Source organism: Pasteurella pantherarum (assembly GCF_049670885.1).
Classification (GTDB): Bacteria; Pseudomonadota; Gammaproteobacteria; order Enterobacterales; family Pasteurellaceae; genus Pasteurella.
Genome location: NZ_CP187173.1, coordinates 477618 through 493631 on the forward strand (window position 1 = coordinate 477618; position 16014 = coordinate 493631).

At 41.0% G+C, this 16014-nt stretch carries 10 protein-coding genes; 8 read left to right on the forward strand and 2 right to left on the reverse strand.

What is annotated here, in order from left to right; genetic code table 11:
• The first annotated feature begins 43 nt into the window (after positions 1-43).
• The 4 genes from aceF to ACPEEM_RS02375 all read left to right on the forward strand — a co-directional run bounded on the left by aceF (position 44) and on the right by ACPEEM_RS02375 (position 7703).
• Positions 44-1942 carry a pyruvate dehydrogenase complex dihydrolipoyllysine-residue acetyltransferase gene (aceF, locus tag ACPEEM_RS02360; RefSeq protein WP_424407590.1) on the forward strand — a complete coding sequence of 633 codons (1899 nt, stop codon included), beginning with the start codon at positions 44-46 and terminating at the stop codon, positions 1940-1942.
• 125 nt (positions 1943-2067) lie between these two features.
• On the forward strand, positions 2068-3489 hold the full coding sequence (gene lpdA, locus ACPEEM_RS02365; RefSeq protein ID WP_424407592.1) for a dihydrolipoyl dehydrogenase: 1422 nt from the start codon (positions 2068-2070) through the stop codon (positions 3487-3489).
• 618 nt (positions 3490-4107) lie between these two features.
• Positions 4108-7491, forward strand: coding sequence for a TonB-dependent receptor domain-containing protein (locus tag ACPEEM_RS02370; RefSeq protein WP_424407594.1), 3384 nt, complete (start codon positions 4108-4110; stop codon positions 7489-7491).
• Between the two features lie 83 nt (positions 7492-7574).
• Positions 7575-7703: a hypothetical protein gene (locus ACPEEM_RS02375; protein WP_424407596.1), complete on the forward strand. Its 129-nt coding sequence runs from the start codon at positions 7575-7577 to the stop codon at positions 7701-7703.
• A 43-nt stretch (positions 7704-7746) separates the two neighbouring features.
• On the opposite strand, the gene oapA is transcribed toward ACPEEM_RS02375, so the two are convergent.
• Together oapA and epmB are read right to left on the reverse strand one after the other, a co-directional pair.
• Entirely contained in the window at positions 7747-9099 is a 1353-nt protein-coding gene (gene oapA / locus ACPEEM_RS02380; RefSeq protein ID WP_424407598.1) for an opacity-associated protein OapA, read from the reverse strand.
• 88 nt (positions 9100-9187) lie between these two features.
• On the reverse strand, positions 9188-10201 hold the full coding sequence (gene epmB / locus ACPEEM_RS02385) for an EF-P beta-lysylation protein EpmB (protein ID WP_424401204.1): 1014 nt from the start codon (positions 10199-10201) through the stop codon (positions 9188-9190).
• A gap of 35 nt (positions 10202-10236) precedes the next feature.
• Here epmB and efp point away from each other — a divergent pair, with 35 nt between their 5' ends.
• The 4 genes from efp (at position 10237) to ACPEEM_RS02405 (ending at position 15929) form a co-directional block, all read left to right on the forward strand.
• The gene (gene efp / locus ACPEEM_RS02390) at positions 10237-10803 is read left to right on the forward strand and encodes an elongation factor P (protein WP_424401202.1); all 567 of its coding nucleotides are present in this window, start codon (positions 10237-10239) and stop codon (positions 10801-10803) included.
• Between the two features lie 303 nt (positions 10804-11106).
• Positions 11107-12378, forward strand: a complete 1272-nt coding sequence (locus ACPEEM_RS02395) for a TolC family protein (RefSeq protein WP_424407600.1) — start codon at positions 11107-11109, stop codon at positions 12376-12378.
• Between the two features lie 12 nt (positions 12379-12390).
• Positions 12391-14577 (forward strand): type I secretion system permease/ATPase, encoded by a 2187-nt coding sequence (locus ACPEEM_RS02400; protein WP_424407602.1) that lies wholly within the window; start codon positions 12391-12393, stop codon positions 14575-14577.
• A gap of 17 nt (positions 14578-14594) precedes the next feature.
• Entirely contained in the window at positions 14595-15929 is a 1335-nt protein-coding gene (locus ACPEEM_RS02405) for an HlyD family type I secretion periplasmic adaptor subunit (RefSeq protein ID WP_424407603.1), read from the forward strand.
• The last annotated feature ends 85 nt before the right edge of the window (positions 15930-16014 follow it).

Genomic DNA, 16014 nt, shown 5'->3' on the forward strand with positions numbered 1-16014 from the left:
AAATAAGGGAGCGTTTCATGGAATGATTGGAGGATAAAAGAACATGTCAAAACAAATTCAAGTACCAGATATTGGTGGTGATGAAGTCACCGTTACAGAAGTAATGGTCAAAGCAGGCGATACCGTTGAGGTAGATCAAAGCGTGATTAATGTGGAAGGGGATAAAGCCTCAATGGAAGTTCCTTCTCCAGAAGCCGGTGTGATCAAAGAAGTGTTAGTGAAAGTTGGGGATAAAGTCTCTACGGGTTCACCAATGTTTGTATTAGAAGCTAGCGATGCTGCACCTGCACAAGCACCACAAGCTGAAGCCACACCAGCGACGGCTGCACCAGTGGCAAGTGCCGTTGTAGAAGTGCATGTGCCTGATATCGGTGGCGATGAAGTGAATGTCACTGAAATCATGGTCAAGGTGGGTGATAAAGTTGAAGTGGAACAATCTATCATCAACGTTGAAGGGGATAAAGCCTCAATGGAAGTCCCTGCCCCAATTGCTGGCGTGGTAAAAGAAATTTTAATCAAGGTCGGCGATAAAGTTTCAACAGGTTCATTAATTATGAAATTTGAAACAGGCGATGCTCCTGCGGCATCCGCACCAGCGGCAGCTTCAACACAAGCACCAGCTGCACCAGCAGAAAGTGCGGTGAAAGATGTTCATGTACCAGATATTGGCGGTGACGAAGTTAACGTGACTGAAATTATGGTAAATGTGGGTGATACGATCACGGAAGAGCAATCATTAATTACGGTTGAAGGTGATAAAGCCTCAATGGAAGTACCAGCACCGTTCGGTGGTGTAGTAAAAGAAATTTTAGTGAAATCAGGTGATAAAGTCTCTACTGGTTCATTAATTATGCGATTTGAAGTGGCTGGTGCAGCACCAGCTCCAGCTGTTGCAGCACCTGCTCAATCCGCACCAGCTCCACAAGCTGCAGCACCAGCACCAACATCAACGCCTACATCAGCACCTGCCGCTGATGCGGAAGTCACAGGCAGTGCGGTGTTTGCTTATGCCACACCTGTAGTTCGTCGTTTAGCTCGTGAATTCGGTGTTAACTTAGATAAAGTGAAAGGGACAGGTCGCAAAGGTCGTATCTTAAAAGAAGACGTTCAAGCTTATGTGAAAGCAGCGATTAAAGCGGTTGAATCAGGATCTGTCTCTGCTGCACCTGCAGGTAACGGTGTAGCGAATGGTGCAGGATTAGGTTTATTACCATGGCCGAAAGTGGACTTCAGCAAGTTTGGTGAAGTGGAAGAAGTGGAATTAACCCGCATCAACAAGATTTCAGGGGCTAACTTACACCGCAACTGGGTGATGATCCCACATGTGACACATTTTGATCGCACAGACATCACGGATTTAGAAACCTTCCGTAAAGAACAAAATGTGTTAGCAGAAAAACAAAAATTAGGTGTGAAAATTACTCCAGTGGTCTTCATTATGAAAGCGGCTGCCAAAGCGTTGGAAGCTTTCCCTCGCTTCAACAGCTCAATTTCTGAAGATGGTCAACGTTTAACCTTGAAAAAATACGTCAACATTGGTGTGGCAGTAGATACACCGAATGGCTTAGTCGTACCTGTATTTAAAGATGTCAACAAAAAAGGCATTATCGAACTTTCTCGTGAATTAATGGAAGTCTCGAAAAAAGCCCGTGAAGGTAAATTAACAGCAGCAGATATGCAAGGCGGTTGTTTCACTATTTCAAGTTTAGGTGGTATTGGTACAACACACTTTACGCCAATTGTGAACGCACCAGAAGTGGCGATCCTTGGCGTGTCGAAATCTGAAATGGCACCAGTTTGGAATGGTAAAGAATTTACCCCACGTTTGATGTTGCCATTATCATTGTCTTTCGACCACCGTGTGATTGATGGTGCAGATGGTGCACGTTTCATTAGCTATATTAATGGTGTGTTATCTGATCTCCGTCGTTTAGTGATGTAATCACTCTGTCCGTTCGAACACTTGTCGAACGGACATCATTAATCTACTCAAATGTGATGCAAAAGTGCGGTAGAAAATCGCACCATTTTTGAATAAAAGGCATCACATTCTTTAACGAGGTTAAAATGAATAAAGAAATTAAAACTCAGGTTGTGGTATTAGGTGCAGGCCCTGCGGGTTACTCTGCGGCATTCCGTTGTGCGGATTTAGGTTTAGACACTGTCATTGTTGAACGTTATTCAACCTTAGGTGGTGTATGTTTAAATGTGGGTTGTATCCCTTCAAAAGCGTTATTGCACGTTGCGAAAGTCATTGAAGAAGCAAAAGCATTGGCAGAACATGGTATCGTCTTCGGTGAGCCAAGCACGGATGTAAACAAAATCCGTGGTTGGAAAGAAAAAGTGATTAACCAATTAACGGGCGGTTTAGCGGGTATGGCTAAACAACGTAAAGTGCAAGTGGTGAATGGCTACGGTAAATTCTCAGGTCCAAATACCATTATCGTTGCAGGCGAAGAAGGTGAAACCACCATTAAATTCGACAACGCTATCATTGCCGCTGGTTCACGTCCAATTCAATTACCATTCATTCCACACGAAGATCCCCGTATTTGGGATTCCACCGATGCATTACGCTTAAAAGAAGTGCCAGAAAACCTCTTGATTATGGGAGGCGGTATTATCGGTCTTGAAATGGGAACGGTTTACCATGCACTGGGTTCAAAAGTAGATGTGGTGGAAATGTTTGACCAAGTTATCCCAGCTGCGGATAAAGACATGGTTCAAATTTACACAAAACGTGTCTCTAAAAAATTCAATTTGCTTTTAGAAACTAAAGTGACTGCCGTTGAAGCGAAAGAAGATGGTATTTACGTGTCAATGGAAGGTAAAGCAGCTAACGATACTCGCCGTTACGATGCGGTATTGGTTGCCATCGGTCGCGTGCCAAATGGTAAACTCATTGATGCGGGTGTAGCGGGTGTTGAAGTGGACGAGCGTGGCTTCATTCGCACGGACAAACAAATGCGTACCAACGTACCACACATTTTCGCTATCGGTGATATTGTTGGACAACCTATGTTAGCACACAAAGGCGTACATGAAGGACACGTGGCAGCAGAAGTGATTGCAGGAATGAAACATTACTTTGATCCAAAAGTGATTCCATCCATTGCATATACTGAACCTGAAGTGGCTTGGGTAGGAAAAACAGAAAAAGAATGTAAAGCCGAAGGCATTGCTTACGAAGTGGCAAAATTCCCTTGGGCAGCATCAGGTCGTGCAATTGCCTCTGACTGTGCAGATGGTATGACGAAATTAATTTTCGATAAAAACACCCATCGTGTTATCGGTGGTGCTATCGTTGGAACCAACGGTGGTGAATTATTAGGTGAAATCGGTCTTGCTATCGAAATGGGTTGTGATGCTGAAGATCTTGCCTTAACGATTCATGCTCACCCAACCTTACACGAATCTGTAGGCTTGGCAGCAGAAGTGTTTGAAGGCTCAATCACCGACCTACCAAATCCAAAAGCGAAGAAGAAATAACCAGTAATTTTTGCTTTAAAATAAAAACGAAACGGTGTAAATGTTTGATCATTTACACCGTTTTATTACATTACTACATTGGTTTTTCTTCGAAGATGTTTAGCTCGTTTTGGTATTTTGGATCTGTTCATATCCTTTACTCCTTTCTCATAATCACCATTATGAAACACTTTATTAGCTATTGATAATTGGACAAAAACGCAATTAAAAAACAATGTAATTAGCACAATGTAAAATTCAGCAAACTTTTTTGAGTTAGCATTTTGCCATTCTATTTCATCGCGACAATGATGTTTTTCTCTGATTTTATTTCTTTATCTAAAAGAGTAATACTCTTTGTGTCTATTCATAATGCATCAAAGACATAAGACTGTTTTCTGCTTATGCCTGATTCATCACAAAATAAATGTCAGAATATTGTTCCTATTTTGACTATTAACCATCCTAAGTGACTCACTCAACCATGACCAGTCTCTAACCTAACCGTTTTACCATTGAGAATAGAATCGGTGCATACTGTGGTTTTAGAAAAGCTGAGTTTAAAATTGTAGTGATTAAAATTTGATCATATAATGAGAATTATTATCATTATTATTAATAAACAAAAAGGGTGTTCGTATGTATTTTCAGCTAAAATATGACAAACAAATGCCGTATAGTCTCGCAACCAGTCTATTTCTTTTCTTATTAGGTTGTTCTCCTTTCACTTTTGCCGATTCCAAACTCACCTCATTAGAAACCATTAATGTCAATGCTGTTAGCGAAGATAAAGCATTGGCAGGCAAAGATCGTGTTTTTCAACGTAATCAAGTGACAGAATATAAAAGCAAAAAAGAAATCGAAACTTTCCATAGCCAGTCTGTTTCTGATTTGTTTAATGGAATTACGGGCGTTTATAGTGGCGATGCACGTAATGGTGGTGCCATTGACCCGATTATTCGCAGCGCTTGGGGACAAGGGCGAATTCCTGTGCTGGTGGATGATACGGAACAATCTGTGACTATCTGGCGTGGTTATGCTGGTGTTTCAAATCGTAACTACCTCGATCCTTTCTTAATTAGTTCAGTGTCCGTTGAAAAAGGCCCCAATTTAGACCGCTCTTTGCGTGGCGGTGCGGCGGGAACGGTGCGAATGAGTACGCTTGCCGTGGATGATATTGTCAAAGCTGGGCAAAAATGGGGCGTGGAAATTAAAGCGGAAACGGCGAATAATTCCATTAAAAACCGTGCTTATCCTTATATTTTTGGTGAAGACTATCGCAAAGTGAGTCAGTTAGGCGGTGCGGAATTAGCTGAATGGGCGGCTTTCTTTAAAAGTGATGACCGCCAAGAAGCACGTGCAGGTAATCGTTATAAATTTTTTAACGATAATGCCATTCGGATTGCCGTGGCGACCAAACAAGATAAGTTTGAAGGTTTAGCCGCTTACGCCTATCGTAACAAAGGGAATTATTATTCGGGTGCAAAAGGTGGGCATCGTTATGGTGAAGGGAAACCAATGGCACGAAATGTCAATCTTTACACGGATGATCCTTATGTGCCTTATATTGCTAAAATTTATTATCCAAAATACGAAACGCCAAACACCTCTTATGAATCTAAATCATTATTATTAAAAGGAAAATATCATATTAATGATTATTCCAATGTGAATATGAATTTTAAACAAAGTCATATTCAATATGGCGATATTATGCCCTCTCGCTTAGGTCAGGTTTGGGGCGGCTTAGGCACGGTTTTAGAATGGCCCCTTGCTAACGTAAAACAGAAATCAGTGAGTGTAAATTACGAAATTAATCCTGAAGATAACAAGTGGCTAGATTTAAAAATCGGTGCTTGGTCATTATGGAATAAAACCTTAACCAATACCGCAGGCGGTTCACCAATGGATGTGTTGTTCACTGATCAACAGTATTCAGATATGCGTGCAGATGCAATTAACGAAGCCTATAACGCTGTGGGACCAACCTATATGCAAAATCACCCTGATTGGAATTTTGATTTTGATGATCCTGATTTTCGCAAAGAAGTGGAAAAAGTGTTGGTTAAACTCATGAAAGAAAAAAGTGAGGCTTATTTAAATTCAGGCACAGCAACTCCAAATACGGACGGCATTTTTAATACGCAAAAAGCACATGCCCAATTTGCCCGCGATAACCATTGGGGACTAACCATGAGTAACCGCTTTGAGTTAACCCCACGTCTAAATCTTGATGTGATGGCGAACTATCGCCGTGAAACCCTCGAAACGGACACTGTCTTTGGATTATGGGAAAAATATAAAGTATCAGGTGCAATGTCTGGCACTTGTAGCCCAACCAATCCCAATGCCTGTAAAGTGGGGATCAGTACAGATGCCAAAGCGGCACCCAGAAAAGGCACCCGTAATGAGTTTAATGCAGGTTTCCGTTTTGAATATATGCCAACAGATTGGTTAATGCTTACAGCAGGGATGAAATATACCCACTACAAATCAAAAGATAAGGGATTACAAGAAAAAATTAAGGATATGAGTAAAGAGGCAATTCAAAACCCTTCTGTGATTAAATTAAGTTTATTTAAAGTGAAAGAACTAGAAGATGCGGATAAGGCAGTTGCTGAACGTTATAAAAAAACATATCACCGTCAGGTTGAATTACTTAAACAATTTTATGAAGAGGATACCACTTTTGGTCCTCCCGGCTTGACACCTGAACAAGTTTGTGAATGGGCTGGTTTACCAGCTGGAACCTGTTATTCAACTCTTTCGGATAGACAAGATGCAAAACTCAATGAATTTAAACGGGTAAACAATTTCCCAGAAATATCTGTAGAGGAAAAAAAATTTGAAGAAAAATATTTTAATGCTCAAGGTTCAGGAATGAAATATGATCTTGTTAAAGAATTTTCCTGGTATAGAAATGAATATGGTAATTATCCAGGAGAGGAATTTCCAACCTTTAATGGGGAAATTGATCCTGCTAGTTTGAAAGAATTAGTTGAAAATCCCATTACGGGAAAAAATGAGGAAGTAATCCCTCGCAATTTTGATAGAGCGGGTAAATGGTTAGCTGGAGAGAAAATTTATCGCTATCGACTTGAGGGAAGTGCACAAGGCAAGCATATTCCTCTTACGGATGCTCAGTGGGCAGCTATGAAAAAAGCCGAACGTAAAGCTCACGCTTGGGCACCGTCATTCAGTGCAACGGTATTTTTAAGCCCTAATGCACGGATTTATGCACGCTATGATGAAACCAAACGGATGCCAAGTTTATTTGAAGATACCATTGGTTATTCAGTAGCTGTGTTGACACCTTTCTATAAACGCAAACCAGAACACAGTAAAAATATTGAAATTGGTTATGTACATGATTTACGTGGTTTCTTCCCACAGTTAAGACGGGCGGATATTCGCTTAAATTGGTATAAAAATACCACCAAAAATATTTTTGACCGTGATGTGAATTATGAAATGCGTCAATTTGAAAAACGTATTTTAGAGGGATTAGAGTTACAAGCACGTTATGATCAAGGTAATTTCTTCGCAGATTTAGGCATTAGTTACAATATCCGTAATAAATTCTGTGATAAAGAGTCAGCGATTATTAATAACGACTTCTCTATTCGAGGAAATAGGATCCACCCAGTTTGTGTGAATGGCGGTAACGCCAATGGTTATTTGAAAAATACCATTTTGCCGAAATATAGCATCACTTCAAATTTAGGTATGCGTTTGTTGGATGAAAAATTGGAGCTAGGCACTCGTTTGGTTTATCACACCGATGTCAAAGAAACGCGTAACAAATCCTTATTTGATGCAGGTTTCCCAGGGTATAGCAATGTACCTCGTTGGACACCCGTCTTCTTAGTGGATGCCTATATTAATTATCAAGTGAATAAAAATCTGTTGCTTACGTTGTCAGGCACAAACTTAACGGATCGTTATTATCTTGACCCCATGACAAGATCTTCTATGCCAGCACCAGGCAGAACTTTGAAATTAGGTTTTACCGCATCTTTCTAAAATGTGACAGCAACAAAAATTTTGATAACAAGGGCATGAGTTTGGTATTGCACGGACTTAGCCCTTTTAATTTTAGGGGAGTCATGGACAAAATGTGGAATTTCTATCCATTACACCATCCATTACACTCAGTATATCGACATTATAGAAAAAACATGGCAGATAAACGGACGGGTGTTTTCTCTGCCATGCTCAATGAAGAATGTGGCTAACGCGATTGTTTTTATTGCATTAGCCTCGATGAAGAACTTAACCTTATTTTTTATAAAGATAACTGCCGTCAGACTGGCGAATGAATTTGGCACCATTTTCTAAACGGAGTTCAGCAACACGTCCTTGAGGATTAATGGAAATCTGCACTTTATCGCCAGCTTTGAAACTGCTTAATGCATTGCCTACCCCTTTGGCTTTGGTCATGGCATTGACATCTGCAATATTGAGGTTATGGTTGCGGAAGACTTGCATTAAGCTCACACCTTGAGGCACGGTGAGGGTTTTACTTTTCACGTTTGCTTTGCTAGGTTCGGCATCCACAACGGGAGCAGGTTTTCTTTCCACTTTTATCGGTTTGTGTTCAACCACTTTCGCTTTTTCTTTCACTTTAGGTGTATCAAGTGATTTGGCTTTTTCCACCGCTGGGGCATTCACCACAACAGGGGCTTTTTCCATTGTCGAGGCTTTAGCTTCGATTTTGACACTTTCTCCTTTTTTGACACTTTCAACAGCATGCGGTTTTTCACTTCTCGCCACATTGTCCTGAGTTTGCGTGTTGACAGGTGTATTGTTAGCCGTATTTGTTGAACCTGCTGGTGTTAGAGTTTGAGCAGGTGGCAAGCTAAGGGTATCCGTGTTTTCCGGCACATTCACAGGGGAATTGTTACGATCTTGTGGTGTGGTTAAATTATCCAATACTGTTGCTTCTGTTTCTTGTGATTTATCTAGCGGTTGAAACTGAATAGGGACAGCATTGGTGTTTTGCTGTTCAAAAGATTGTACCGTATGGTTATTTGGTTTGAGCCAGAAAAAGAGAAGTAATAATAAGATGATGGCGAATAACACCACAACAAGACGGCGATGACGTTGTGGCAGCACTTGTAACATTGCCCATGTTTCAGGATTTTTCCAGTTTTTTACTGCTGAACCCTCAGTGGTGGTTTGACTGCTTACTGTCGCTTCAGGGGTAACGGTTTGCGTACTGTTTTGTTGTGCGTTGTCGTGGCTTGGGGTGTTGTTTAGATTGTTGCTTGGGGTACTTTCGTTTTGCATGGTGTTTTCACCTCCAGTTGTCTGCTCATTAACGGCACTGGCTGATAAAGAGGGGGCTTTGTCAGTCTGTGGAATGGACTCGGGATGAGCCTGTTCAGTGGCGTGAGCAGGGGGTTGCGAAACTGCTTGAGAATGCGTTGAACCTAATGTCGGTTCTTTACGCTGATGAGAGGGGGATGCTTGTTCTTTTTTGGCAAACAACCCCTTGGCTTTATCAAACAAAGAGGGCTCTGGTTTGATGTTTTTTTTCGGTGTAATCGGCTCCATGGAATTAAATTCAAGATCTAATTCATTTTGTGCTGGGTGTCGTTCTACTTCTGGCGTTTGTTTTTCTGAATCCACGAGAGTACCTCAATTCTAAATAGCTAACTTGTATGCACGAAAGTGCGGTCAAAATTTTGGTTATTTTAAAGGATATTTGTTTATTTTCCTATGCTGTATACAGGGTTTTATTGGGCTCTTTGGCAATTTCTCTTGCCAGTTTTGGCACCAAATAACCTGAGGTAATACTTTGTAATGTTTTGTAAATCTCAAGGGCTTGCTCATCAGGAAGATAAAAATGGCTTGCCCCTTCCACTTTATCAAGCAAATGCAAGTAATAAGGCAAGATTTGAATACGGAATAGCTTGTCGCTTAATCGTTTCAGAATTTGAGCGTTATCATTCACATTTTTTAACAATACAGATTGATTGAGCAAAACCACGCCAGCATGTTTAAGCTTTAACATGGCATCAGCTAATGACTGATCAATTTCATTCGGGTGGTTAATATGGGTTACCATCACTGTTTGGAAACGACTTTCAGACAGCATTTGACATAATTCAGGTGTGATGCGTTGTGGGATCACAATCGGCAAACGGGTGTGAATGCGTAACCGCTGTAAGTGCGGTATATTTTCTAACTGTTTGATTAACCAAGCCAATTCATGATCTTTTGCCATTAAAGGATCGCCCCCTGAAAAAATGACTTCTTCAATTTCTGGGCGATGGCTAATGTAATCGATCGCTTTTTGCCAGTTGGCTTTGTTGCCTTTATTATCTGCATAGGGGAAGTGGCGGCGGAAACAATAACGACAATTGACGGCACAGCCGCCTTTTACCATTAATAACAAACGGTTATGGTATTTATGTAACACACTTGGCACCACCGATTCTTGTTCTTCAAGGGGATCCGGGCTAAAGCCTTCTGCTTGAATAAATTCATCTGCTGAGGACATCACTTGTAAAAATAACGGATCTTGTGGGTTACCTTTTTCCATTCTTTCCACAAAAGGTAACGGCACGCGTAAAGGAAATAAACGGCGTGCGGTCATGTCTTTTTCAAAATGATCGCTGGGTAAATTTAGGGCGTTAAGTAATAATTTGGGATCAGAAATGGCATTTGCGAGCAGATCAGTCCAACTTTGTTCTTCTCTAATGACTATGTTTTGAGTTAAAATATGCACTTTTAAAAACAATCTTTTTATAACTTGAGGATAATATGGCTACATATACTACCAGTGATTTCAAACCAGGTCTAAAATTTATGCAAGACGGCGAGCCTTGTGTCATTGTTGAAAATGAATTTGTTAAACCCGGTAAAGGTCAAGCATTCACTCGTACTCGTATTCGTAAATTAATTTCTGGCAAAGTATTAGATGTTAACTTTAAATCTGGTACGTCAGTAGAAGCGGCTGATGTGATGGATTTAAACTTAACTTACTCATACAAAGATGATGCTTTCTGGTATTTTATGCACCCAGAAACCTTTGAACAATACTCTGCTGATGCAAAAGCCATCGGTGATGCAGAAAAATGGTTATTAGACCAAGCAGATTGTATCGTCACATTATGGAATGGTGCACCAATTAGCGTAACGCCACCAAACTTTGTTGAATTAGAAATTGTTGATACTGACCCAGGCTTAAAAGGCGACACGGCAGGGACAGGTGGTAAACCGGCTACATTAAGTACAGGTGCGGTTGTTAAAGTGCCTTTATTCGTACAAATTGGTGAAGTGATCAAAGTCGATACACGTTCTGGTGAATACGTTTCTCGTGTAAAATAATGGGAATCTCACAAGGTGAGATAAGATTCCAATTGGTCGATAAACCCATGCTTAGTGAAATAAGCGTGGGTTTATTTTTTTATTTAAAATAATTTTCATCGTCGTTTTTGGATTTAAATGGCTATTTTGGGGGAAATTTGGCGTATTTATTTACGTTTTGGGCGTATTTTCGTTAGAGCAGGCTAGAAAATGTTGCTATACTAGGCTTCGGCTGAATCTCATACGCTATACGGTATTTAGCAATAAATACTCCTTCTGATAACACTGAAATGTGGTTATTGATTTTTCTGATAAAGGTTCCTTATGTTGACTCTAAATTTGCGTACGATGTTATGTGCAGTATGTACCCTCGGAATGGTTTCCCCTGCCTTTGCTCATTCAGAGCATGAACAAATCGGCTTAAAAAATGTATTGCGTTATGCCTTGAATGCCGATCCTAAAATGTTAGAAGCACAAGCGAACATTGATGTTGCCAATGCTCAAACCAATATTTCCAAAGCGAAACATTATCCTGTTCTTTCTGTCGCCAATACTCAAATTTTGACGCAAGATTATAAACACGAGCAAGATCGTCGTCGTTCTACTCCGAGTGTGAAGGCACAAGTGAATGTCTTTTCTTGGGGAGGAATAGAAGCCGCTGTCGAACGTGATAAGCAGAAAGCCCAGTATTTCCTGCATAAAAAAGAAGAAACACGTGATCAAATGGGCAAAGCCATTGGTCAACTGTACTTAAATGCATTGCGTGCGAAAGAGAGTATTGCTATTTATAAAGAGAGTGTGGCTCGTCATCGTAAAATTTTAAAAGATGTTAAGGTGATCGCCTCTTATGATGAAGGTCGAGCTTATGAGATTAAAGAAGCGGAAGCTTTGTTATTCCAAGCGGAATCTTCATTAGCCCATCAACAACGTATTTTGCAGGTGAGTTTAAGCCAACTTAATCGTTACACGCCGAAGCCATTAACGGAAAAAGGCTTGCAAGATCCTTTCAAACAAGAAAAAGCAGATGCCTTTCTTAAACGTTATCGCAACAATGATTTAACCCAAATTCCTACTTATTTGGCACAATTGAAAGAGTTAGAGTCGGCAAAAGCGAATGTGAGTGCCGCAAAAGCCAATCGTTATCCAACAGTGAATTTAGAAGGTAATGCCAATCGTCGAGGTTATGATGTGGCATTAAATGTCAGTTGGAATATTTTGGATTTATCTAGCCAATACGGGGTAGATCATAGTCGTGCAACGGAATTGGTGGCTAGTGCGAAACTGCAAGAAATTTTACTTGAAATCCAAGAGCAAAGCCGTACCGCAGAGATTGATTTAAGACAAAGTGAAAAACGCATTGCTGTCGCCAGAAAACAAATTGCCGCTCAACGTAAAGTATCTCATGACAGAGAGTTGCAATTTAATGTGGCACAACACTCTTTGATTGATGTGTTAAATGCTTACCAAGATCTTTCAGATGCACAAATTGCTGAAGTGAATGCTCGCAATGATTATCGTGAAGCGGCATTACTTTATTTAGTTTCTCAATCTGCCTTACAAAATTGGGCAGACATTGCCACTTTCAAAGTTAAGTGATTGATATCATAGATGAAAAGTATCATTGAACATCTTGCCTTAGCGACCCAAATTCTTGGGTCGCCCATTGCCCCCGAGGCACTCACTGCACAAGTTACCCGTCATACTCAACAACGCATTAATTACACTTCACTGATTGAAATTCTAAAAACTTATGGCTTTGAGAACAGTTTATCTAAACGTTCTTTGTTAGATATTCCTGCTCTTTCTGTGCCTGTTGTGGTGTTTTTACAAAATGATGAAGCGGCGGTGATCTACAAAATTGAAGGACGAGGCGAGCAACGTCAATATTATTTGCGTCAAACCGATGGGTTAAGCAAAGTGTTGACTCAACAGGAAATGGAGCTACTTTATTTTGGGTATTGCTGGTTTATCAAACCAAAAGTAGAAGCCGATATCCGCTCCGAATTACCTGAATATGTGTTGCCGAAAGCATGGTTTTGGAAAGTGATTTGGCGTTTCAAACCCTATTATGTGCAAGTGATTTTAGCCACGTTCTTGATTAACTTTTTAGCCTTAGTCAGCTCATTATATGTCATGAACGTTTATGATCGTGTCATTCCAAATAAAAGCTATGAAACCCTTTGGGTATTAAGCATTGGGGTGGTCTTGGCGATCGGTTTTGAGTTTTTTGCCAAGCTGATACGTAGTCATTTAACCGATATTGCAGGGAAAAAAGCCGATCTCATTATTAGTTCAGCGATTTTTCGTCGAGTCATGGCAATTAGAATGATCGATAAGCCCATTTCTTCAGGATCTTATGCCAATAATTTGCGTGATTTTGAATCGGTGCGTGAATTTATGACCAGTGCGAGTTTACTTGCGTTGGTAGATTTCCCCTTCTTATTGTTATTCCTTTTTGTCATTTATTTGCTCGGCGGTAGCCTTGTTTTTGTGCCGATGACATTAATCCCACTGGTGATTTTAGTGGGCTTTTTGGTGCAACCAAGAATTGCCCGTTATATGAATGAATCCATGCGTGAAGCTTCGCAACGTCAAGGATTAGCGGTGGAGGCGATTGATGGTATCGAAACCTTAAAAGCCAATAATGCCGTGAATTGGGCACAACAACGTTGGGATAAATACACGGCGAAAACCTCAGCCTCACAAATAAAAATTAAAGATTTGAGTGGGTTTGTGGTGAATTTTTCGGTGGCGATGCAACAGTTGAACACGGTGTTTTTGGTGTTGGTTGGGACTTATCTCATTCACAGTAATCATGAAGCAGAACGGATCACCATGGGGGCATTAATGGCTGCGGTGATTTTATCTGGACGAGCTCTTGCCCCGCTTTCTCAGATTGCAGGTCTTGCCACCCGTTTTCAACAAGCACGCATTGCATTAAGCGGCTTGAACCAAATTATTGAACGCCCGATTGAACGTGATCCTGAACGTCAATATGTACGGTTAAATCAAATAGAAGGGCAGCTTGCTTTTCATCATGTTGCCTTCCAGTATCAGCAAGCGGGTCAAAAGGCGTTATCAAACGTGAATTTAATGATTCGTCCAGGGGAAAAAGTGGGGATTTTAGGGCGGATTGGCAGTGGAAAATCCACCTTATTAACCCTTGCTTCAGGGCTTTATGAACCCAGTGAAGGCAATGTGACGTTAGATAATGTCGATTTAAGACAAATTGATCCCAACTATTTGCGTAATCAAGTGGCATTATTAAGTCAATCGCCACATCTTTTCTTAGGCACTTTACGAGAAAATCTAGACATGGCACGCCATGATAATTTTGTGTCTGACCAAAAATTATTAGCGGCATTAAATCGGTTTGGCTTATTACGCATGGTTCAGCATCATCCAAGAGGGCTAGATATGCCGATTGGCTCAAATGGGCAAGGCTTATCGGGCGGGCAAAAACAATTGGTGGCATTGGCACGCATGACCTTAAAAGATCCGAAAGTTGTCTTACTTGATGAGCCAACACATAGCTTGGATCAAGGTTCAGAACAGATTGTATTGCAAGCATTAGGACAATGGCTAACAAACCGCACGGTGGTGGTGGTGACACATCGTCCGCAGGTATTACAGTTAGTCGATCGCATTATTGTTGTCGACAACGGTGAAATCATCATGGACGGCAAAAAAGACGACGTGCTTGCTCGTTTGAATGGGAAAGAAAATCCTAATGCAACGGTAAGCTCGCCAAAAACTGAACAGCAAACCGAACAGCAAGTGAATAGTCTAAGTTAAGCAAGTGGAAAAGTGATATGAAGCAGCCTAATGCAACCAATGAAAGACAAGATCAAGCAAGCAAAACTTTTGTCAAAAGCACCGCACTTTCTCACCATCAACAGGGGCAACAGAGTGAATCTGATGCGACTGAGGCACCTGAGCCTGTTAAAAAAGCGGATTTAATTCTGTTAAATGATCTCAATGCCGCATTGCAAACAGAAAAACATACGGGGTTATTTTCCGTGGTGATACTCATGTTGGCGTTTGCCTTGGTTTTCCTGATTTGGGCGTATAACAGCCCTTTAGAAGAAGTCACACGAGGACAGGGAAGTGTGATCCCAAGTAGTCGAGATCAAGTGGTACAAAGTTTAGACCCGGGTATTTTACAAGAAATGAAAGTCAAAGAAGGGGACATTGTCGAAAAAGGGCAAGTGCTTTTGTTACTTGATGATACCCGAAGTTCCGCCGTATTTCGTGAAAGCCAAGCAAAAGTTCATAGCTTACAGGCTATGGCAGCACGTTTACGGGCAGAAGCTTATGATACGCCATTGCGTTTTTCCGATGAGATTCCGAAAGACATTCAAGAACGTGAAACGGCGGCTTATCATGCAAGACAAAAGTCGATGAATGATGCGTTGGCAAGTTTAACAGAAACTAAACGAATCTTGGATCGAGAAATTGCCATTACTCAACCAATGGTGTCCCGTGGTGTAGTCTCTGAAATTGAACTTTTACGTATGAAACGTCAATCTTTGGAATTAGCACAACAGCTTAACGAACGCAAAAATAAATACACGGCAGATGCCAACAATGAGCTCACCCGTGCAGAAGCGGAGCTTTCGCAAGCAAAAGAAAACATGGCAATGCGTGCCGATCCCCTTGAGCGTACGCAATTAAGAGCCCCTTTGCGAGGTATTGTAAAAAATATCCGAGTTAACACCGTGGGGGGCGTGATTCAAGCAGGACAAAATATCCTTGAAATTGTGCCTCTTGATGACAAATTGATTGTGCAGGCTTATATCAGCCCGAAAGATGTGGCATTTATTCGTACTGGGCAAGATGCCATCGTACGAATTAGTGCTTATGATTATGCGATTTATGGTGGCATTGAAGGCAAAGTGATTCTGATTAGCCCAGATACCTTGCAAGATGATCGTCGTCCAAGTGAGCTAAAATTAAACCCAGATATGGCGTATTATCGTGTGTTGGTGGAAACGACCACCAATAACATTACCGATAAAACAGGACGTAAACTAGAAATCACGCCTGGTATGACAGCCACCGTGGACATCAAAACAGGGGAAAAAACCGTCTTCCAATATTTGGTTAAACCGATTACCCGCATGAAACAAGCCCTCCAAGAGCGTTAAGCAGAGACGGAAAAACATTAAAGGCAAGCCGATGAGCTTGCCTTTTTTACTGGGAGATCGCTTATGCTAAGAAAAAGTGCGGTGT

What these genes read in the sequence shown, in the direction of transcription:
- aceF (WP_424407590.1), top strand. Translation starts at nt 44, where the DNA reads ATGTCAAAACAAATTCAAGTACCAGATATTGGTGGTGATGAAGTCACC.
- lpdA (WP_424407592.1), top strand. Translation starts at nt 2,068, where the DNA reads ATGAATAAAGAAATTAAAACTCAGGTTGTGGTATTAGGTGCAGGCCCT.
- ACPEEM_RS02370 (WP_424407594.1), top strand. Translation starts at nt 4,108, where the DNA reads ATGTATTTTCAGCTAAAATATGACAAACAAATGCCGTATAGTCTCGCA.
- ACPEEM_RS02375 (WP_424407596.1), top strand. Translation starts at nt 7,575, where the DNA reads ATGGACAAAATGTGGAATTTCTATCCATTACACCATCCATTACACTCA.
- efp (WP_424401202.1), top strand. Translation starts at nt 10,237, where the DNA reads ATGGCTACATATACTACCAGTGATTTCAAACCAGGTCTAAAATTTATG.
- ACPEEM_RS02395 (WP_424407600.1), top strand. Translation starts at nt 11,107, where the DNA reads ATGTTGACTCTAAATTTGCGTACGATGTTATGTGCAGTATGTACCCTC.
- ACPEEM_RS02400 (WP_424407602.1), top strand. Translation starts at nt 12,391, where the DNA reads ATGAAAAGTATCATTGAACATCTTGCCTTAGCGACCCAAATTCTTGGG.
- ACPEEM_RS02405 (WP_424407603.1), top strand. Translation starts at nt 14,595, where the DNA reads ATGAAGCAGCCTAATGCAACCAATGAAAGACAAGATCAAGCAAGCAAA.